The sequence below is a fragment of the Lysinibacillus alkalisoli genome, from assembly GCF_014643595.1.
Taxonomy (GTDB): Bacteria; Bacillota; Bacilli; order Bacillales_A; family Planococcaceae; genus Metalysinibacillus; species Metalysinibacillus alkalisoli.
Genome location: NZ_BMJT01000016.1, coordinates 1 through 22,976, shown reverse-complemented (window position 1 = coordinate 22,976; position 22,976 = coordinate 1). Strand labels below are relative to the sequence as shown.

Below are 22,976 nucleotides of genomic sequence, written 5' to 3'. Positions count from 1 at the left end.
AATGATAATCAGGTTAAAGTACGAGGTTTCCGAATTGAATTAGGAGAAATTGAAGCAGCATTAAAAGCTCATAAGTCTATCCAAGACGCTGTTGTGATTGTTGATAATAAGGTAACGCAGGAGGATAGCATTGTTGCTTGTGTTGTACTAAAAGAACCATTATCTTCTACTGAAATCAGAAAATTTATGAGGAGCAAAGTTCCTCAATACATGGTTCCTAATATCATTTCAGAGGTTCCGGAGCTCCCGTTAACTGTTAATGGAAAACTTGATTATGAAGAGCTATCTAAAAAAATGAGAGTAAGTGAAGGGAAAGAGTATGATGAACAGATGAATATTAATAGCATCCTTGAAAAAATTACTGACTGTTTTAAAGAAATCTTAAATATTCCTACTATTGATGTTAATGACGATATTTTTAATCTAGGAACTACTTCACTTACACTCGTGAATATTGCACAAGCCTTAAAAGAAAAAAACAATATTTCTTTGCCAATTGAAGTTCTATTAGAAAATTCAACTATATATGAAATAGCAACCTACTACTTAAAGCAAGAAAATGAAAAAAGTTCTATATCTTTAGAAACGAACAACAGTAATTTACCTACAGAAAAAACTGTTGAAACAGTATCTACTCTCTCAAATATTAGGTTGGAGACTGCCGATATTGATCCTAAGTATCTTTCTGCTTATTCGTCAAAACATGAATTTACAGTATCGTCAGTGAACCTTGAAGAACTTAATGAGCTTTTAAGTCTGCTTAAAGTTCAGAAAATAGGTGGAAATGATAAATATTTATACCCTTCGGCTGGTGGGAAATATTCAGTTCAAACTTATGTATATGCCAAGGAAAATGGAGTAACGGGTTTAGAGGCAGGTATTTACTATTACAATCCACATCTACACGAACTTCACATGATGTCAGGTGGAGACCATGTGACGAAAAGTATTTTTTCTTCCTATCATCAAGAGATTTATAGAGAATCAAAATTCGCTATTTTCTTTATTGCTGAAATGGCCGCAATCCAGCCTTTTTATAAACAATTCAGTGACAGTTTAGTAATCTTAGACACAGGATATATGAGTCAATTGCTAATGAGCAACCAGTTTCACTTTAATATAGGACTTTGCTCAACTTTCGGTGTGAACTTTGATTCAATATCTGCACTATTTAACCTGAATAAAAGCCATAAATTTATTCACTGCTTGTTAGGTGGCCAAGTAAATTACGAAGAGCCTATAGATACAACACCTTTGAAAATAAATGAAACAACATTGCTTAAACATATCAATTCTTCTTTTATAAACTCAAATGATATTGAGAAGATGTATGGGCAGATGGAATACCATGGATTATCAGAAGAGGAAATTCAAGAAATTACCAAAGAGAAATTGCATATTAGAAAGGACGCATATATCAGGAAGAGCGTTAAGTTAAGACAGAACCACTATAGCTCAGCTGATTATTATGCGCGTTCTAGTCAAAGAATATATGAGGATAAAAAGTTATCTACTGATCAAATTGGTGGCTTCCTTTCTCTAGTAAAAGACTTTGGCGATCAGAGAGAAAGACTATATCCAACTCTAGGTCAAGACTCTCTACTACAAATTTATGTATATGTAAAGGCAAATAAAATAGAGGGGCTTGGCGAAGGAGTTTATAAATATGATAAAGGTACACATAGCTTAACATTAGTAAGTAGACATCACGATATTCCAATTAATAAGAGCTATACGCCTTTTAATAGACCTCACCTTAGGGATGCAGCTTTTTGCTTGTATCTCACTATGGACATAAATTATAACGATTTACCACAATTGTCTTTACATGCATCCCTTATGGAAGCAGGGCATGTGGGACAATTGCTGATGGATAGACAATCTGACTTTAATATAGGTCTTGTTCCAGTAGGAGGAGTAAACTTTGGGGCGTTACAGAACTACTTTGGAGTACCAGAATCAACCTTTTTAGTTCATAGCTTTATAGGGGGACATTTTACCCCAACACATAAGAAAACAGTCTCTCTTAAGAGATTTGAAAAAGGCATTAGTACAACGAATCAATTACAAGCAGAACTAGAGTCTAGTATAAATCAGGACGTTGCTGTTATTGGTATTAGTGGGAAATATCCTCATGCCTCTAATCTAGAATCACTATGGGATAATTTAGTTTCATCAAAAAATTGTATTGAAGAAGTTCCAGAGGAACGATGGAAGGCAAGTCAATATTATCAGAGCGGTGAAGAAAACAGGAGTTCTAAGAGTAAGTGGGGTGGTTTTCTAACTGATATTGATAAATTTGACTCCCTGTTTTTTGGAATTCCACCGAGTGAGGCCAAATATATGGATCCCCAGGTACGCTTAGCCTTAGAAATGGTATGGCATACCTTAGAAGATTCGGGATACACGGTTTCTAAGCTAAGAGAATTACAAGAAAAAGGTGAGAAAGTAGGGGTGTTTATTGGAAGCATGTATCAACACTACCACCTACTTGCAGATTCTGATGATCTTAAAGCTATGTTAGCGATACAGTCCTATTCGGCAATAGCTAACAGAATCTCACATTTTTACAATTTCCAAGGGCCAAGTATGGCTGTAGATACAGCGTGTTCTTCCTCATTAATGGCCCTTCACTTAGCGACGGAAAGTATCAAACGGGGCGAGTGTAGCACAGCTATTGTTCTAGGAGTAAATTTAAGTCTTCACGCTGGGAAATACGCTGCGCTATCTGACTTAGGGTTACTTGGAAGTAGTTCAAAAAGTATGAGTTTCTATAATAGCGATGGGTTTGTCCCAAGCGAAGGAATTGGAGCTATTCTGCTAAAATCCTTATCTAAAGCGGAAAGCAGGAGAGACCGTATATATGGTGTCATTAAAGGATCTGGTACAAATCACAGTGGTAACGCAGGTGCCTACTCTTCGCCAAGCGTTAGTGCTCAACAAAATTTAATCAGAGAAACACTCATTAAAAATGATATTTCACCCGAAAGTATTAGCTATATTGAATCCGCTGCTAATGGTTCCCCTATAGCGGATGCAGTAGAAATGAATGCTCTCACAAAAGCATTTAAGGAGTTTACAGATGAAAAACAATTCTGCCCGATTGGAACCATTAAGTCTAATATTGGGCATTTAGAAGCAGCGTCAGGGATTTCACAATTAACAAAGGTAATCTTGCAGTTAAAGCATAAAAAACTTGTACCTACCCTACAGTTTGAAAAACTTAATCCATTCATTGAGCTGCAAAATACCCCTTTTTATTTACAGTCCACTGTTGAGGATTGGAAGAGACCGAGTTTATGTAAAGAGGACGGTTTAAATGGATACCCTTTACGTGCAGGTATCTGTTCATTTGCTGCAGGAGGTACTAACGTTTTTGTGGTTTTAGAAGAATATCAGTCCTTAGAAATACAAAGTTCCATAAACAAGGGAGGGGAACCTAGATTGATTGTTCTCTCTGCTAAGAGTGAAGAACAGCTTATTGAAGTAGCGAAGCAACTTCACAGTCATATCGTGTCTAATTCTCATCTGAACATAGAAAACCTGGCACATACTCTTTTATATGGGCGTGAGCATATGGAGTGTCGATTGGCTTTTATAGCAGGTTCAATTACTAGTCTAAGTAAACAATTAGAGAATTTCCTTTCAGGTTCTGAGGAGCAATTAAACATATTTAAAGGAGACATAAGAACTCAGGAAAGCGATTTGAACTTATTTAAAGATGATCCTGATTACCTGTCGCTCTTAAATATATGGATGGAAAAGGGCTCCCTGGAAAAAATAGCTCAAATATGGGTGAAAGGAGTCTCCTTAAATTGGGATATCTATTGTTACGTTGAGGAAGGTACCACGATTTCTCTTCCAGGTTATCCATTCTTAAGAGAATCTCATTGGATTACTAGTGGAAACCATGCTAATAAATCTCCAGGAACAGATTTATCTCAACCTACTGAAAGAATCGAAGAAAGTAGAGAAGTAGATGAGATTAAACCAATTCATATTGAAGAAATGGCAGATGTTACTCTTCAAGATTTGGTAACGGATGCGGTATGCAACCTTTTACAAATACCTAAAGACAAATTAGATGTTCATCGCCCTTTAATGCAGTACGGCTTCAATTCTTTATACGCTATGAAGCTAATTAACATACTTAAAAAGTCTAACATTGATATAACAGCGAAGGTTATTTTTGAAAGAGCTTCTTTAGAAAAAATCGTTCAATTTTTAAATAAACAAAATACAGAATTTGAAAATGATCTGGTCAGTGCCTATAAGGAATCAGCAATAGCTCTAGAAGCACCTTCATTAGAGGATAAAATCATTCATTTACTTACGAATGAGGTTGCAAAAGGAACGGTTACTGCAGAAGAGGCAGCATCCATTGACCATAAAATCTTTAGTAGTGATTGGGGAGAAAATCATGAAAAATCCAACCCGAGAAGGGATATATAAGAAAGTTGAAAGCAATGAAATAGATATGAAAGTTGCTATTGAACGTTTAACTGGTAAATCCATCAATATATCTAACAGCCTTGAAGTGGACTATACAGCAGGTTTTAATCTGTCTAAAGGGCAAGAAGCCCTTTGGACAGTTTATAAATTATTTCCTAATGCTACAGCTTACAATGTCCCGATGGCATATCAATTAAACTCAAATTTTGATTCAGAAGCATTTTACTACGCTCTGCAAGCGGTAATAAAAAAGCATCCTTCATTAAGGACAGTATTTAAGGATGATAAGGGGCAAGGAATTAAACAGTATATCCTCGACTCTTTGGAAGTGCCAGTCCTTAAAGTAGATATAATGGAAGACCCAAAGGAGTCTTTAGTAAGTAGTATGCAAAGCGAAGCCTATAAACCTTTTTCGTTAGAAGAAGGTCCATTAATTAATGCTACTTTATACCACGTAGATAAAAAACCTGTTTCGGTATTAATTAATATTCACCATATTATCTTTGACGGTTTATCCATGCAAATCTTTTTGAATGATTTACAAGAATATTATGTTCAATGGAAAAATAATCGGAATATAACACTAACCCATAAAGACTTAACTACCTTTAAGGACTTTGTAATTTGGGAAGATACGATGATACACAGTGATAGAGGAAGTGCTTCGAAAGAATTCTGGTTAAACATTGTAAAGGATAGTATTTCTCCTATAAAGCTTCCTTACATCAGTAGTGAAAAAGAAGTAGAAAAATTTAAGGGGGCGAATTATTCCATTACGTTAGAAAAGAATACTTTAGAGAAGGTAAAAAATTTTTCCTTTGATTATTATCATTCTTTATACAGCATTATGTTGTCTGTTTATTCTCTGTTATTAAAAAAATATACAGAAGAGAATGTAGTAATGGGCATTCCAATGGCAAACAGAGCTCAAGTTGACTTTGAAAATGTAATTGGATTTTTCATGAATATGACCTTATTTGACAACATAGTAGAGAATGAGGATACATTTCTTTCGCTAGTAAAAAGAAATGAGGACAAATTATTTGATGCCATGGAGCATAGTTCTTATCCGCTATATCAGGTATCTAATGATACAAATAAGTCACAGTTATTTAATACAGCCTTTTATTATCAAAACTGGGTTGAAGAGATTGAAAAAATCAATAGTAGAGAAGAATCTTTTTTAGGGGAACCAATCTTAGAAATCCATCAGCAAGGTGAATTTGACCTAACGCTAGAGATTATAGAGATGAAAGAAACTGTAGACATCTGTTTTAAATATAATCCAACACTTTATGAACAATCGATTATTGAAAAGATGGCAGAACATTATGTGCATCTGCTTAAAAGTGTCCTTGATAACCCAGAGCAAAAGTTGACATCTCTGCATGTTTTGACGGAAGAAGAACTAAACAATACGTTATTAAACTGGAATAATACTAAATTTGACTACAATCCTACTCCAACACATGAGCTTTTTGAACAAGCTGCTCTTATGTACCCTGCTTCAGTGGCTGTGTCTGTTGGGGAAATTTCTATGACGTATCAAGAACTAAACAGTTACTCCAATCGCTTAGCCAATCTTTTGAAGAAACGTGGAGTTAATCATGGTGACCTAGTAGGAGTCTGTTTGACGAGAACACCTAAATTACTTGCATCCCTACTTGCCATTCATAAAGCAGGCGCAGCATATGTACCATTAGATCCGATTTATCCTAGGGATCGCGTGCATTATATGATTGAACATAGCGAATTGAGATTTATTATTACCGAGTCAGAGTTATCAAAAGATGTTGCTATAGATGGTATAACACCGATCTTATTGGACTTGGATCATAAATTTATCGAAAGTGAAAGTAGCTTAGTTCTAAATGAACAGCCAACTTCAATGGATGATACGGCTTATGTTATTTACACTTCTGGTTCAACAGGGAAGCCAAAAGGAGTAGAAGTTTTACATGAGGGTTTGACGAATTTTCTTTCCTACATGAAGGATACGTTAGATATCCAATCAAGTGAAAAATTCTTTTCTTTAACGACAATATGCTTTGATATCGCAGGATTGGAATTATTTCTACCTATAATAAGCGGTGCTTCTGTTGAAATAGGTACAGACGAAGATATTAGAGACGGTTCAGCCATTAAAAGGGTCCTTGAAGAGAGAAGCATTAACGTTGTGCAAGGGACACCATCCAATTGGCGCATGATTAAGGAATCGGGCTGGTTACCAGAAGCACAAATGAAGTTGCTAGTTGGTGGAGAAAGAGTAGACCAAGATATTAAGCAATTTTTAACTCAACAAGGATCAAAAGTATGGAACGTCTATGGACCAACAGAGACAACGATTTGGTCAACTATTAGTCCGCTTACTTTTAATGGACCTATTACTATAGGACGACCTATCGGAAATACTCAAGTTTATGTGTTAAATTCTGATCTACTCCCAGTCCCGAATGGAGTATCAGGTGATCTGTACATTGCTGGAGACGGTTTATCAAAAGGATACTATAAGAATCTGGAATTAACGAAAAAGAGCTTCATTCCAAACCCGCTTGTACCCCATACTACGATGTATAAAACGGGTGATCTAGCAAGATATCTTAAGAATGGTGAGATTGAATACATCGGGAGAAGTGACCAGCAAGTAAAACTAAGAGGATTTCGTTTGGAGTTAGGTGAAATAGAAGCGGTTCTTAAAACAAACAAAAATGTAAGCGAAGCAGTTGTAGTATTGAGGAATAATAAACAACATGTACCTCAACTAGTAGGGTTTATTCAACAGGTAGCTGACAAAGGTAGAGAGTTTATTAAGGAATTACTCCAAGACCTCTCTAACAAACTTCCTGGGTATATGATTCCTTCAAAAGTCATAATAGTTAAGAACTTTCCACTTACTTTAAATCAAAAAATTGATCGAAAGGTGCTGAGAGATTTAGATGAGGATACCTTGCGTACAAAGTTTGAGGTGAAAAATGTTTCAGGTAATCAAACGCTTGAGGGAAAGAAGGATAATGACCTTAAACAAGTGATGGTAACTTCATTAATTAAATTAATTTCTGTAACTAATGAGATAGATAAGTTTGATATAGATGTTTCGTTAAATATAGGTGAATACGGGTTTGACTCCATTTCTTATACAAAACTGGCTCAGAAGATATCACAGCTATATGAGATAGATATTAAGCCTAATATCTTTTATCAGTATTCAACCATTGAATCATTGGCCCATCATCTTTCCACTCACTATCAAGAGAAGCTAGAATCGCTTGTCTTATCTGTTTCGGAAGAAAAGATAGGAGTTAGAAAGCCAGTTAGCGAAGAGAAAGTGACAGTAAGTGAAGATATTCCACTGACAAAAGAACCGATTGCTGTTGTGGGTATGTGGGGAAAAATGCCTCAAAGCCATGATCTTGGTGAGTTTTGGGATTCACTTTTCAACGATAAAGATTTAATTGAGGAAGTTCCTGCCTCTCGTTGGGATTGGAGAGAGTTTGACGGAAATCCAATGACAGATGGTAACAAGATAAGCTCTAAATGGGGAGGATTTATTCCTAACGTCGATAAGTTTGACCCTTCTTTCTTTGGAATTTCTCCTTTTGAAGCCAATTCAATGGACCCTCAACAAAGATTGATTCTGGAAAGTGTATGGAATACAATAGAAAATTCAGGTCATAGACCATCAGAGTTCTCAGGGTCTTCCACAGGAGTTTTCATTGGCTCAAGTGGTTCTGACTTTATGGGTACGGTAGGAGAAAAAATAGAAAACTATACGCTGACTGGTATTGCTCGAAGTGTCTTAGCTAATAGAGTGTCCTATTTATTAAATCTTACGGGTCCTAGCGAACCAGTAGATACGGCTTGTTCTAGTGGACTGGTGGCTATGCATAGAGCAATCGCTGCTATTCAAAGCGGAGAATGTGAGCAAGCCATTGCAGGCGCAGTCAATGTAATTCTAAATCCATTTGCGAGCATTGCTGCTAGTAAAGTAGGAATGCTTAGTGTAGATGGTAGATGCAAAGCCTTTGATTCTAGCGCTAATGGTTATGTTAGGGGAGAAGGGGTAGCAACTGTATTACTAAAACCATTATCCAAGGCATTAGAAGAACATGATTATATTTATGCAGTTGTGCGAGGTTCAGCGGTTAATCATGGAGGAAAAGCAAATTCTTTTACTGCACCAAATCCTAATGCTCAGACCGACTTGTTAATAAAAGCCTATCAGAAAGCTAATATCAATCCTTCTATGGTTTCTTACATCGAAGCGCATGGAACAGGAACAGAACTAGGTGATCCAATAGAAATTGATGGGTTAAAAGCAGCTTTTAATCAACTATATAAAGAATGGGGTCTAGAAATTCCATCTGAACCTCATTGTGGAATAGGATCAGTGAAAAGCAATATAGGTCATTTAGAAGCAGCTGCTGGAATGGCTGGCCTAATTAAAATTCTATTATGTATGCAACATGAGGTGTTACCATCCAATGTTCACTTAAAGGAGAAAAATCCTTATATCGATTTAGATCATAGTCCTTTTTATTTAGTACGTGAGAAAGAGGAATGGAAATCAATGAAAGGCGATAAACAAGACGATTTTTCTCGTATAGCTGGTGTAAGCTCTTTTGGATTCGGGGGAAGCAATGCACATATCGTTCTTCAGGATTATGAGCATACTGTAGAAGAAGATAATGGAGACAAATCTTACATTATTCCACTTGCAGCTCAGACTGATGAAGAGTTAAAGGGGGTAGCTCTTAGCCTAAGAGCTTTTCTTTTAAGAGAGAAACCGATTAAACAAAAGGCACTTTATAATCTCAAGAATATTTCTTATACTCTTCAAGTGGGAAGAGACGGTATGAAATCAAGGTTTTCTACAGTAGTATCTTCAGAAGAGGAGTTACTAGAGAAGCTAGATGCATTCCTAAAAGATTCGAAGCAAGGTCAATTTTATCATCATACTTTAAAGAAGAGAAAACCACATCCAGATTTACTTGAACATCAGGACATAGATGATTTACTACAAAACAAGAGATTAAAAGATATAGCTTATCAGTGGGCGATAGGTAACTCTATTAACTGGGAATTATTGTATAAAGAAGATGCAAACCAGATTCAGAGAGTTCCATTACCATCTTACCCTTTTAAAGGAGAGTCCTTTCCGATACATAATAAAAAAGGACAAGAGTCTGTAAAGCGTTCAAAGCCATTAGAACAGCAACATCCTATGTTAGAAAAAAGTGATATGGTGACTGATAACATATGTGAAGTTTTTCTGACAGGTAATGAATACTTTATAAAAGATCATGTAGTAGATCAACAAAGAGTTATGCCAGGGGTAGCTTATTTAGAAATGTCCTTAGCTGCTACTAAGAGAAGTTTTCCAAATTATAAAGTTAACCTAATCAAAAATATTGTTTGGTCAAAACCCTTAATTATTGGGGAGAATGTTGATGAAAAAATAGAAATTTACCTGGAGGAAACTAATCAATCCGAACTTTCGTACTCTTTCACATCCAAAAGAAATTTACTGTCAAGTGGTAAACTTGCTTTTCAGCAACCTTTAGAGGAGCTTTCCCCTGTAGACTTACCTGCTATTAAAGAGCGATGCTCATATCAGAAGAGTAAAGAGGATTGCTATCAATTATTCAGAGAAAATGACTTTAAATATGGTCCGTCATTTCAGGTAATCGAGAGCATTCATCATAGTAACAGTGAATCATTGGCTTTTATTAATGTGCCGGATGACAGAAAACAAATTAAAGATTACACCTTACATCCTTCTATAATGGATGGGGCATTGCAAACCATCATCCTATTGCTGGGGGAAGGAAGGGATAACAAAGAACTGCTCTTACCTTTTGCTATAGGGGAAGTCCAAATACACCGCCCATTATTGGAAAAATGCTATGTCTATGGGGTTCTAAAAAATGGTGAAGATAATGTTCGCAAATATGATATTTATCTAACAGACCTGTCAGGTAATATATTGGTATATATAAAAGATTACTCATTACGAATGGTTAAAGCTCCTGAGAAAAAGAAACTAAATCCAATCCATTTCTATGAGCCGATTTGGATGGAAAGCAGTATTCAGTTGGGACAAGATTTACATGCAGAAAAAGAGGTCGAAATTATTTTTGATAACAATCCTTCTCGATATGCTGAGTGGATTAAGAGTGAAAATGTCGTATTAGTTAAAACAGGGGACTCTTTTAGAAAAGAAGGTTCAATGCTTTATTCAATTAACCCTATGAATGATAAGGATATTGAACTCCTTTTTAAAGAAATCCGAACACAATTAACATATGTACCTAACAATATGAGTATTTTTTGGCCATTATCTTCAGTGGGATTAACAGTTAAGCAAAAGTTCAGCCATAGTGCGGAGGCTATATTCTCATTAGTCAAAACGTTAATGACTCAAGGAGTGAATCGAGCTGATATAACTTATGTCTATGATTGTGCGTCTAAAGATCTAAATACTGTATTTGACCAAGCGATAAGTGGTTTAGCTAAAACCATCGTCATTGAACAACCAAACATTCTTGTCAGGACTGTAGGAATTGATAGTATCTATAAAACTGCTAATCAATTACATGAATTAGTTCGACAAGAACGGTCAGAGGAATCTAAAGATGTTCGATATCTCGAGGATAAAAGATATGTCAAATCAATAGTAAAGGCAAGAGTCGAAAATCAGTTGCTTAAAGATATTGAACCTACTTTTAAGGATGAAGGTGTGTACATTATATCCGGTGGTGCTGGGACCATAGGTCTGTTCTTGGCTAAAAGCATAGTTCAGCATGCAAAAAAACCTTACCTGTATCTATTGGGGCGCTCTGGGTTATGTAAAGAATTAAATGGTCAACTAGAGTATCTAGAGAAGTTAGGAGCTTCCGTTAGCTATCTTCAAGCAGATGTTTCCAAAAGCAAAGATGTTCATCACGCCTTTGAAATTATAAAAGAGAAGCATGAAAATATTGATGGAATTTTTCATGCAGCTGGAATTATTAAGGATTCTTATCTTTTAAAGAAATCTTTAGAAGATTTTAGACAAGTAATTCAACCAAAAGTTTTCGGGACTATAAATATCGAAGAAGCAATAAAGGATTTTGACGTGGACCTTTTTATTCTTTTCTCCTCTATTTCAAGTATCACAGGAAATATTGGGCAAAGTGACTATGCATATGCTAACAGTTACCTTAATGAGTTTGCTGAATGGAAAGAGAATCGAAAGGATAAAAAGGGAAAAACGATATCAATTAGTTGGCCATTATGGCAAAACGGCGGTATGAAAGTGGATAGCAGAGTTACCGAAATGATGAAGAAAAAATGGGGTGTATCTCCACTCAGTGACGCACACGCAATACGCACAATTAACGTTGCAGTCAAGCAAACTGCGAATCAATTAATCCCGCTGGAGGGCGATGTAATGAAAATTGACGAAGTTCTACAGGTGAAAAGTATTGAACAAACGAACAAAAGCATAGAGGTAAGTGAAACAAACGAGGATTCAGAATTTAATCAGCAGGAATTACAGGAATCAACCATTGAGTATTTAAAAGAAGTTATTTCGAAGGCTACTGAAGTTCCTAGTTATAAAATTGACGAAGAAGAGGCTTTTGAAGTGTACGGTATTGACTCCGTTATGATTCTAAAACTCAATGCAGAGCTCGAGACTATATTTGGGGATATCTCTAAAACGCTATTTTTCGAATATCAAAATACTTCAGAGCTTGCAGATTATTTTATTGAGTACCATAGCTCTCAATTGATTGAACTATTAGGTCTTAAAAACAATGAGGACCAATTAGTTAATCATACAGAGATCCTGAATCAAGAGGATACCTTTGAAGACAAGGAAATCATCAAGGAACCACAACTAGAGGAGCTTTTGAAACCAGAAGTAGGCAAGGAAGAGAAGTATAAAGAAAGCAATACTCATGAGTATACCCCTACTGTTAATCACCATGTATTTGATGATGATATAGCCATTATTGGAATTGACGGTCAGTATCCAATGGCGAAGAACTTAGAGATGTTTTGGGAGAACTTAAAAGATGGGAAGAACTGTATCACTGAGATACCAAGTGATCGTTGGGATTATAAAGAATATTTTACTGAGCAAAAAGGCGAGAGAGGCAAAACATACTCAAAATGGGGTGGATTTTTAGATGATGTTGATAAATTTGATCCTTTATTCTTTAATATCTCCCCATTGGAGGCACAGATGCTTGATCCGCAAGAGCGCTTATTTATCCAAACAGTATGGCACACATTAGAAGATGCGGGATATACACGTAAAAAACTAGCCGATAAAAATGTCGGTGTATACGTGGGAGCGATGTGGGGGCAGTATCAATTATATGGTGGAGAAATTGAAGAAGGTGTCATTGTAACACCAACTTCTTCGTATGCATCTATTGCCAATAGAGTATCTTTCTTCTTTAACTTTAATGGCCCTAGTCTCACTTTAGATACCATGTGTTCGTCATCTCTTACTACTATTCACTTGGCGTGTGAAAGTATCCGAAATGGTGAAATTGATATGGCCATAGCAGGGGGTGTGAATTTAACTATCCATCCTAATAAACATATCTTTCTAAGTCAGACCAAGTTCGCTTCCTCCGAAGGTCTATGCAGAAGCTTTGGAGAAGGTGGAGATGGATATGTCCCAGGAGAAGGAGTGGGTGCAGTTTTATTAAAACCATTAAAGAAAGCTATTGAAGATAACGATCGAATCTACTCTGTTATTAAAGGTTCAGTAGTCAACCATGGTGGGAAGACAAATGGTTATACAGTACCTAATCCAAAAGCTCAAGAAAATCTTATTAAGAAAGCATTAGATAAGACAGGCATTGATCCAAGAACAATTAGTTATATTGAGGCGCATGGAACAGGGACAGCTTTAGGAGATCCTATTGAGATCACGGGTATTAGTAAAGCTTTTGGTAAATACACAAAAGATAGGAACTTCTGCTCGATCGGCTCTGTAAAGTCCAATATTGGTCACTGTGAATCCGCAGCAGGCATAGCAGGTATTACGAAGATAGTTCTGCAATTAAAGCATAAAAAACTAGTGCCATCTATTCACTCAGATGTATTAAATTCAAATATTAATTTTGAGCAAACACCTTTTTATGTTCAGCAGAAATATGAAGATTGGGAACAGCCTGTACTGGTGAAAGATGGTCGAGAAATACGTCTGCCAAGAAGAGCAGGCATTAGTTCTTTTGGTGCTGGGGGAGCAAATGCTCACATTATCTTGGAAGAATACGAACCGAGTATTATTGAAGAAAGTAAAGAAGACTCTTCACCACAGCTGCTAGTTCTCTCAGCAAAAAACAAAGAGCAGCTAAATGAGTATGCAAAAAGTATGGTGAAGTTTTTATCACAAGATCAGGGTAATATGAGAGAGTTTGTTCGGTCCCAGTTGTCTGTAGAACAAAAACAGAAGGCACAAGCTATTCCCAACTTCAGGGAAGCGATCCTTAAAGAGCTCTCAGATATTTTGACCGTTTCACCATCTGATTTAGATATTTATACCTCTTTTGATGAATATGGAATGGGTCTTGTCGAGTTAAAAGCCTTAGTTAGTACTTTTAAAGATAACTACAATATTACATTAGACATTAATTTAGAAGAAAATGTATCTTCGGTAATGGAAAAAGTAAATCCATCTATAAAAGTAGAAAGTCATTCGACTACGATTCCGTTTAATGATATCGCGTATACCTTACAAACCGGCCGGGAGGAGATGGAAGAAAGACTGGCCATAGTTGCATCTTCCTCAGAAGAAGCCGTAGAAAAGTTATTGGAGTATTGCAATGGGAATGAAAGTAGCAATAAAATCTATCACAACAATTTTGACCAGTCACATGGAAATACAGATTTCCTATTTACCGGTAAAGAAGGAAAAAGGTTTATTAAAGATCTAATACTCAATAAACAGCTGGATAAATTAGCACATCTATGGGTATCGGGTATTGATATTGCGTGGAATTTACTACACGAAGGATTACCAAAAACGAAGGTAACAGTTCCTAAATATCCATTTGCAAAAGAAAGATGCTGGGTGACAGATGATTTCCCACTAATGAAAAAAGGTGCCAATATTCATCCATTAGTTCATGAGATAGATGCTAATTTAAGTCTCACTAAAGGTGGAGTAGTCTATAAAACTTTTTTAACTAAAGAGATGATAGAAAGCTTGGCGAATCCTTATAGTTATAGAGTGATGATGTTAGAAGTGATTAAGGTTGCTCTACAACAAGTTAACGAAAATATGAAAGTACAAAATTTAGAATTAGTTCAACCAGATATAGTAAGTGGTGAAGACATTCATTTATATATTCATTTAGAAAATAAGGATGAATTAATAAAATTTAATGTGTGTGTTGGCGAAGAGGAAAAAACACTTGCTCAAGGTGTTGCTAAATATGATGGCCAATTACTAAATAACTCACCTCTTCCTGTAACTGCCATTCTTAATAAATTACAAACAGGGGTCACTAGAGCGTTCTCACCAGAAAACTTAATAATGGAATGTAAATACAATGATCAAGAGATGGTAATAGAGTGGAAGAATAATAGTATCCGTCATGATTATTTCTATGATCAAACTCTTGTTTCTGAAGTGCTAAAAGTCATCGAGAAATGTTTCGGTGTAATTACAGAGGAAGGTATTAAAGTTATTCATGAAGTATATACTTCCCAAGGGTTTGGAACTGAGGGTATGGTGTATGTTCAAAAAGCTGAAGAAGATATCTTTAACATAGCCTTCATTAATTACAATGGTGATATTTGTGCAAAATGGGAAGGATGCTCGTATAAAGAAAACAATGAATTAGTTCTCGATCGCTTCTTCTATAAACCATTTTGGAAAGAAGTAGAACAAACAGTAAAACCACTAAAAGAGAACAGAAAGGTCCTTATCATTGAGCCTGAAGGTTTTGAAGAATTGGTTACTCAATTAAAAAATCACCATGTTCATGACGTGGTTTATCAAGCTAAACCATCAACGAGAACTAACCAATTGACCAATGAAGTCTGGGAGATGGATTGTACATTAGAAGGTACCGTTCGCTTATTAAAAGAGACTCAAGATATTGATGTCATTTACTTTTTGGGAGGGTTGACTCAGTCCCTTGAGGTAAACAGTACGGATATAGAAAGATTTGCAGAAATCCAGGACAAAGGCGTTATTCAACTTTACCGTATTGTTCGAGCGATAGAGACAGGTTTACCAAATAAAAAGGTCCAGTTAAAAGTCGTTACGAATAATGTGCAGATTCTTTCTGAAAATGAGGTTAACTATCCTTATAGTGCGTCCCTAATAGGCTTCTCAAAATCATTGGCCAAAGAATATAAGAATATTACGGTGAGTTGTATGGATATCGCTTTAGAAGATAGCCATAATGATAATGCGTTACTAATTGCAGGGGAAGAAACAGCTACCAGAGTTAAAGAAGTAGCATTCCGAAACGGCAAACGTTTCGAAAGAATATTACTTCCAGAAAAATTGTCCGGTAATTCAAATTCAGCTTACAAGAAAAATGGAGTGTACTTTATTGTAGGTGGAATGGGTAATGTTGGACATAAATTATCCTTGTATTTAGCGGAAAATTATAAGGCGAAGTTAGTGATAACTGGAAGAACAGCCTTAAATGTTCAGCTTCGTGAAAAAGTCAAGGCAATAGAAGAAAAGGGCGGAGAGGTTCTATATATTCAAGCTGATCTGATGGACCAAGAAGGAATGGAAAGAGCAGTTAAACAAGCCATTCATCATTTTGGAAAAATAAATGGTGTGATTCATTCAGCTATGAACTTTGCATACGAAGTTATCTCAAATATTAATGAGGAAAAATTAAAAGAAGAGCTTGGTTCTAAGGCAGTAGGTAGTTTAATTCTCTTTAATGCTCTTAAAGGCCAGGATTTAGACTTTTTACTATTCTTCTCTTCAGGAGAAGCATTTACAGGAAATGTTGGTTGGTCCAGCTATGCTGCAGGATGTACGTTCAAAGATGCATTTGCATCCCATATTTCCTCAAGGCTAAGTTATCCTGTCCAAATTATAAATTGGGGTTTCTGGGATAACGAACTAGATGAATTTATGGGAATGCTTAAATCTAAAGGTATACATCCAATTCAAACAAGAATAGGTATGGAAGCTTTAGAAAAAGTACTTTCTCATCAAACGAAACAAGTTATGGCCCTAAATGTAGAAGATAATGTGTTGACTCTTATGGGAGTAGAACTGCCAGAGGTAAATATCGCTACTTCAAGTAGTAATACCTTTAACAAAGATTTGAGTGCTAAAAAACAAACAAAAGATATCTATGCTAAACCTGTAGATATTGTTTCAATAACGTTAGACAAGGAAGCATTGAAGCAGAAAGTGGAACTGTTTGTTAAAGAAATCTTTTCTAGAGTATTAAAGCTAAGTGCACAGAAGATAGAAAACGACAAGGAATTCAGCTTTTATGGTGTTGACTCTCTCATTGTTACAGATATTCATCAAGAGTTTGAAAAAGAGTTGGATGAAAAATTACACGTCATGCTCTTATTAGAAAACACAACGGTGACTGATGTAACTGAGTATTTAATAGAGAATAATAGTGAGGTGCTTATTAGGAAATTTGGAGGAAGTGTTATTGAGAAACAGAATGTTCAACCGATGCCTGTTTCAGAGGTTGAAATTAATTTATTTAGTCAGGTTATTAATGAGCCTACAGAAGAGTCCCTCATGCCTCATAATGTCTTAACAGACAAAGTATACGCATCGACAAGTATGTTAATTAACCCTAATATTGAAATACTAAGTATAACTGAGCAAAGTAAAGTTAGTGAGATGCTTTATGAATACGGAGACAAATATTCAAATGGAACTTTAAAAGCAATTAAAGATCAAGTGATGAACAAATCTGATGTGACTTTTAATCCTGACAATATGTATCACATGATGATTAATACTTCTTTTAATAAAAAAATTGAAGTCTTTACAATTGGAGAAGGTGTTCCAATCCTTTTAGTGCCTGCTATTGGTTTAACCGCTCCAATTTGGACGAATCAGTTAAAGTCATGGTCAGATAAATATCAATTAATCGTTATTCACCACCCTGGCTATGGTATAAGTGAATTACCAAAGCAAATAACTAATGAAGTAGTCGCTGTTATATTCAAAGAAGTACTGCAGACTTTGGGAATCGAGAGAAAGATTCATGTTATTGGATCTTGCTTTGGAGGGGTAGTATCTCAGTTCTTCGCTAAGGAATATCCAGAACTCCTTGCTTCATTGACTTTATCAGGAAGCTTCTATAAAAACTTTGGTCTACCTGATATTAAAGTGGAAGATCTTACAATTGAACAAATGATTGAAGGTGCAAGCATGATTTCAGCGGGAGTAAATCAAGACTTCGATGTGGTAGTGGAGAACATAGAAATGGATACCCGTTTAGCTATTATTGAAAATGCCAGAGAGCTATTGAATAAAAGCCAATGCGTCGATCCACTTGTGGTTATGCGCTACATTACACAAATCCTAACTCTCTCTGGGAAAGAATGGTTATCTGATATTAAAGTACCAACAATGTGTATAGCTGGTAACTTTGATACAATTGTCAGTCCAAGTATTTCGCGAGAGATAAGTGAGTTAGTCCCTGATGGAACCTATATGGAAATTAAGGGTTCAGGCCACTACCCTTATTTAACTCATACAGAAGACTTTGATCAAAAGGTATTGCCGTTTATCGAAAAACAAGAGAATGCTGTTTTAGCATAACTTTTAACCCTGCCTATTTTCAGTAAAATAGGCTGGGCCTTTTGTTAAACGCAAATGCCAAGGGTTGCGTGATATGAAAAAATATGAGAAAATATTTATTATAAGTAAAATTTTAGGGAGGGAGAAGAGTAGAAAATGAGTAAAAGAATACAAGATGAACGCCCGAATCTAGATAAAAATATCTCAGTAGTAGATTTCCTTGAGTTTTATTGGTTAAAGGAAGAATTACAAAACTTTTGTAGAGATATTGGAATGAGTGCTTCTGGCTCAAAAATAGATATTACAGAACGTATTACACATTATCTAAAAACAGGTCAGCGTTTAAGGGTTACTAGAACAGTATCTACTCCTAAAAGATCATCCTATTCTCCAACTAAAAGTTCCGGTTCCATGAATTTAGAAACCCTGATTGAACCAGGCTTTAAGTGTACTCAGGAGCACAGAGAATTCTTTAAAAGTGTAATTGGTCCTAAATTTCACTTCTCAGTGGATTTACAAAACTTTATTAAAGAAAATGCTGGAAAAACATATAAGGATGTAGTGGACCATTATTATAAATTACAAGAAGATAAGAAGAACGGAAAACGTTCTACTATTTCAAGACAGTTTGAATATAACACATTTATTCGTGACTATTATGATGATCCAACTAATAAAGGGAATTCACTAAAAGAAGCTATAAGTGCTTGGAAAGAAGTGCGCAGTCAACGCGGTGATAATGTATATAGACCCAAAAAATAAAGTGGGTGAAAAGAAATGAGCACTCGTAAAATCATTCATATAGATATGGATGCATTCTATTCATCAATAGAACAACGAGATAACCCTAGTTTAAAAGGAAAGCCTGTAGTAATTGCTCGTGATACGAAGGAAAGAGGCGTTGTTACTACCTGTTCATATGAAGCAAGAAAATACGGTATTTATTCATCGATGCCTACTTATATGGCACGTAAGCTTTGTCCCCATGCTATTTTTATTCCACCAAGGCTTGATTATTATAAAAAAGTTTCTCAAGAGATTATGGAAATCTATAGACGTTATACAGATGTAATTGAACCTATTGCATTTGATGAAGCTTTTTTAGATGTCACAACAAACTATTTTGGGACGCCTTCCGCTACGATAATTGCTAAGGATTTACAGCGAACCATCTACCGTGAGATAGGGATAACATCATCTGCAGGGGTTTCCTACAATAAGTTCTTGTCTAAAATTGCATCAGATGTTCAAAAGCCTTGTGGACTCACCGTTGTACCACCAGATAAGGCTGCAGAATTCATAAAAGAATTACCTATATCTAAATTTTTCGGTGTTGGAAAGGTAACCGAAAAGAAGATGAATGAATTGGGTATTTATACTGGAGAGGACCTTCTTAAATGGAGTGAAGCAGATTTAATTAGATATTTTAACAAGCGAGGTTACTTGCTATATCGAAATGTCAGGGGTCAAGACGATTCACCTGTAGTAAGTGAAAGAAAAAGAAAGTCAATGGGGAAAGAGTTTACGTTCCATGAAGATGTTAATGACGAGGAAGTCATTTTTTTAAAGTTAAGAGAGTTAACAAATATATTATCAGGAAATCTTAATAAGCAACACTTACAAGGAAGTGTTATAAAGCTAAAAGTGCGGTATGGAGATTTTTCTTCCGTAACCAAGCAAAAATCAAGAAATGTAAGAGACCCGTTAGAAATTTATAATGTAGCTATCGAATTATGGGACAGTCTCGAAAGCAGGGATCCCATACGTAATATAGGGATATATGTTTCTCACCTACATGAGGAAGTTGTAGAAGAGGAAGGGTTCTTATAAGGAATAAATTTAAGAAGGGGTACTGGATAGTGAAATTAATTTGTATACCATTTGCAGGAGGTTCCTCTGTAGTCTTTAGTAAATGGCATAGGCTATTATCTGAAGATATTGAAATCTTAAATATTGAATTGGCAGGTAGAGGAAGAAGGTTTCAAGAGAAGTGTTATGATAATGTAGAAGAAGCAGTAGATGATATTTATCAAATAGTACTACCTGTTCTTACAGGAGAAGAGCCTTACGCTATTTTTGGTCACAGTATGGGAAGCCTACTAGCATTTGAACTCTGCCACAGAATTCAAGAGTATAACCATAGGTTACCAGTGGCTGTCTTTTTCTCTGCAAAATCAGCACCACACCTTCCTCCTAAAGAACAAGTCCATTTATTTGAAAAAGAACGTTTTATAGAGAAGGTTTTTAGTTTAGGAGGTACACCTGAGCAGTTGCTTAATAATCGAGATCTTCTAGATTTATACCTCCCTTCTATCCGAGCGGACTATAAGTTGGTTGAAACATATAAATTTCAGAAGAGATCAAATTTGTTAAATATCCCCTTCTATGTTTTTTATGGGGATGAGGATGATATCAAGATAGATGAGATGCAAGGGTGGAAAATACACACAAGCCAGACATGTAGGTGGTATGAATTTAAAGGCGGACATTTCTTCATTCAACCCCAAGAGAATCGTGTTGTTACTTTAATAGATGACATATTGAGTAATCAGTTTGTGCGTAATAGATAAATGAATATATATGCTATTGAGATACCTGAAAGTCTAACGGAATACCAAATGGAGAGGTATTTGTCTCAAATACCCATGGAAAGGCAAGAGAGAGTTAGACGATATGTTAGAGAGGAAGACGCTATCCGGTCTCTATGTGGATCACTACTTACTCAGTATGTTATATGGAAAGAATTAAAAGCTGTTAACTTCTCTTATTCTTACAATAAGTATGGAAAACCTTTTGTTAGCGAGTTCCCTAGCTTTCATTATAATTTATCTCATTCTCATAATTGGGTAGTATGTGCGACAGATGATAATGAAGTAGGTATTGATATTGAAAAGATAAAAGATATTGATTTAGGGATTGCTGAAAGGTTTTTCACACCAAGTGAATTTGCTGAGATTCAACGCAAATCATCTTTTGAACAAATAGCTTGCTTTTATGAGTATTGGACAATGAAGGAATCCTATATCAAGGCTTTAGGAAAAGGTCTATCAATCCCTCTTAATTCGTTCTGTATAAGAGAAGAAAATGGTGAGTATCAAACCATTGATCAAAATTCTAAATTATATTTCTTCAATCAACTATATCTTGATAATGAGTATAAGCTGGCTGTTTGTAGTAAAAAAAAGATAATAGACATTAAAGTTCAATATGTTAATATGGAGAATTTTAATAAGATTTATCAAACTAAGAGTTCAACAATCCTGTTTTAATTAAAATTAATTAAGTGAAAATATTAAAATACGCCACGCGGCTTGAGCTCTGTATTCTGAGGGCCTCAGCCGTTACGTTTCCAATTCAAAGTTTGGGAATACTTCAAAAAGCTACAACCGCTGATTTCAAAGTGTTTGTGGCTTTTGCATTGGATGCAGTTACATATAAACCTAATTCCTTCAAGGTTTGTGTGTGTCTTTGTAACTGTTGCAGCGTTGGCGTTGCTGTATAAAATTGTGCATTTTCTTAACGTTGTAAATCTGCATTTTTTCTGATGATGCATAGTTAATAAAGTCCTTTGAAAAATAATAAAGGCATTAAAAATGTTAGCCACTTTATTCAACAATCTGATTCTTCAATAAGAAGATCGCGTTTTTCCGTTATAGGGTCATATAGTTGAGGAAAGTAACCACTTATTTATTTATAATGCAATCAAGATTATTAAGGATTACACTTAAACTCCCATGAAAATTAAAATCTTCGATTTAGGGAAAAAGACAATACGAAATCAGACGCAGCTTATTTATTTTTAAAAAATGCAGCGCCTAAATGGGAATCGAATTATGGGCTGAATTAGGAGGCATTTGGTTCAGTAATTGTAACGTTGTAACCTAAGTTTTCAAGTCTTCGAACAGAATACCGTACAATCGATTGTTCTTTTTGCTTGTCAAAGTAATCTTCACCTAAGTCTACGTACATTTCTTTGCGTGTTAGAAGATAATAGGTGATTCTTAAAATGGCATGAGCGACTGATATCCCTGCACGCTTTTTACCCTTTCTTTATGCAGTGCGCCTATACAGGGCTCCCAAATAAGTTTTGGATCCTCTGACAGAATGAGCTGCTTCAATTAATGCTGATTTCAAGTATTTATTTCCTTTTTTCATGTTGGTGGACTTCCTCTTGCCCGCACTCTCATTATGCCCCGGTACTAATCCTGCCCAGGAACATAAGTGCGCCGAACTGGGAAATTGCTTCTCGACATCTGTGCCGACTTCGGCTAACGGGTGTGTTACTTTAAGAAGCATTAAGTGATTTTAGGACAATTCTATATGTTAGTTATTTAATTAAAGGGCGCAATTCTTGAAAAAAGGAATTGTGCCTTTTTATTTGTCAAAATTTGCGATAAATGCTCCAAAGAGAATGTTTGGGACATTAGCTTCACTTCTGTAACTAAGCACATTATTCCAGCACGTGATTTGCACAATAAATCCGACAAGTTGCCGAGAGTATGTGCTTATTTTTTCACATTCCTCCAGAATCTGCTCATTCTTTTTCACGCTCTTTCCGCAAATGAAACGCAAAAAAGCCGGATCACCGAAAAAGAGGTCTGTACAGCGAAACGCTGCACAAACCTTCCTCATACAAACACTTGGCTTTCAATCGCCAAACGAACGACTTCCTCGTCAATTTGCTCTTTTTCTAATCTCGCCCCACGTCTGTTGATTAACTAATTTCTACCAATAAAATTCAATAAAAAAAGAGAGATTCCATGTAAAA

At 35.7% G+C, this 22,976-nt stretch carries 7 protein-coding genes; 6 read left to right on the top strand and 1 reads right to left on the bottom strand.

What is annotated here, in order from left to right; genetic code table 11:
* The first annotated feature begins 33 nt into the window (after positions 1–33).
* From IEW44_RS15315 to IEW44_RS15290, 6 genes are all read left to right on the top strand, one after another.
* On the top strand, positions 34–4,452 hold the full coding sequence (locus IEW44_RS15315) for a beta-ketoacyl synthase N-terminal-like domain-containing protein (protein WP_308421652.1): 4,419 nt from the start codon (positions 34–36) through the stop codon (positions 4,450–4,452).
* A complete protein-coding gene (locus tag IEW44_RS15310) occupies positions 4,421–18,229 on the top strand; it encodes a non-ribosomal peptide synthetase (protein WP_188615939.1) in 13,809 nt (4,602 codons plus the stop codon). The genes IEW44_RS15315 and IEW44_RS15310 overlap by 32 nt, the downstream gene beginning before the upstream one ends.
* 135 nt (positions 18,230–18,364) lie before the next feature.
* The gene (locus tag IEW44_RS15305; RefSeq protein ID WP_188615938.1) at positions 18,365–18,970 is read left to right on the top strand and encodes a DUF6434 domain-containing protein; all 606 of its coding nucleotides are present in this window, start codon (positions 18,365–18,367) and stop codon (positions 18,968–18,970) included.
* 15 nt (positions 18,971–18,985) lie between these two features.
* Positions 18,986–20,038 carry a DNA polymerase IV gene (gene dinB, locus IEW44_RS15300; RefSeq protein ID WP_188615937.1) on the top strand — a complete coding sequence of 351 codons (1,053 nt, stop codon included), beginning with the start codon at positions 18,986–18,988 and terminating at the stop codon, positions 20,036–20,038.
* A gap of 29 nt (positions 20,039–20,067) precedes the next feature.
* Entirely contained in the window at positions 20,068–20,778 is a 711-nt protein-coding gene (locus tag IEW44_RS15295; protein WP_188615936.1) for a thioesterase II family protein, read from the top strand.
* A complete protein-coding gene (locus IEW44_RS15290) occupies positions 20,779–21,477 on the top strand; it encodes a 4'-phosphopantetheinyl transferase family protein (protein WP_188615935.1) in 699 nt (232 codons plus the stop codon). It abuts the gene before it with no gap.
* A 781-nt stretch (positions 21,478–22,258) separates the two neighbouring features.
* Here the strand turns inward: IEW44_RS15290 and IEW44_RS15945 are convergent.
* Positions 22,259–22,504, bottom strand: a complete 246-nt coding sequence (locus tag IEW44_RS15945) for a transposase (RefSeq protein ID WP_229704269.1) — start codon at positions 22,502–22,504, stop codon at positions 22,259–22,261.
* Positions 22,505–22,976: the final 472 nt, after the last annotated feature.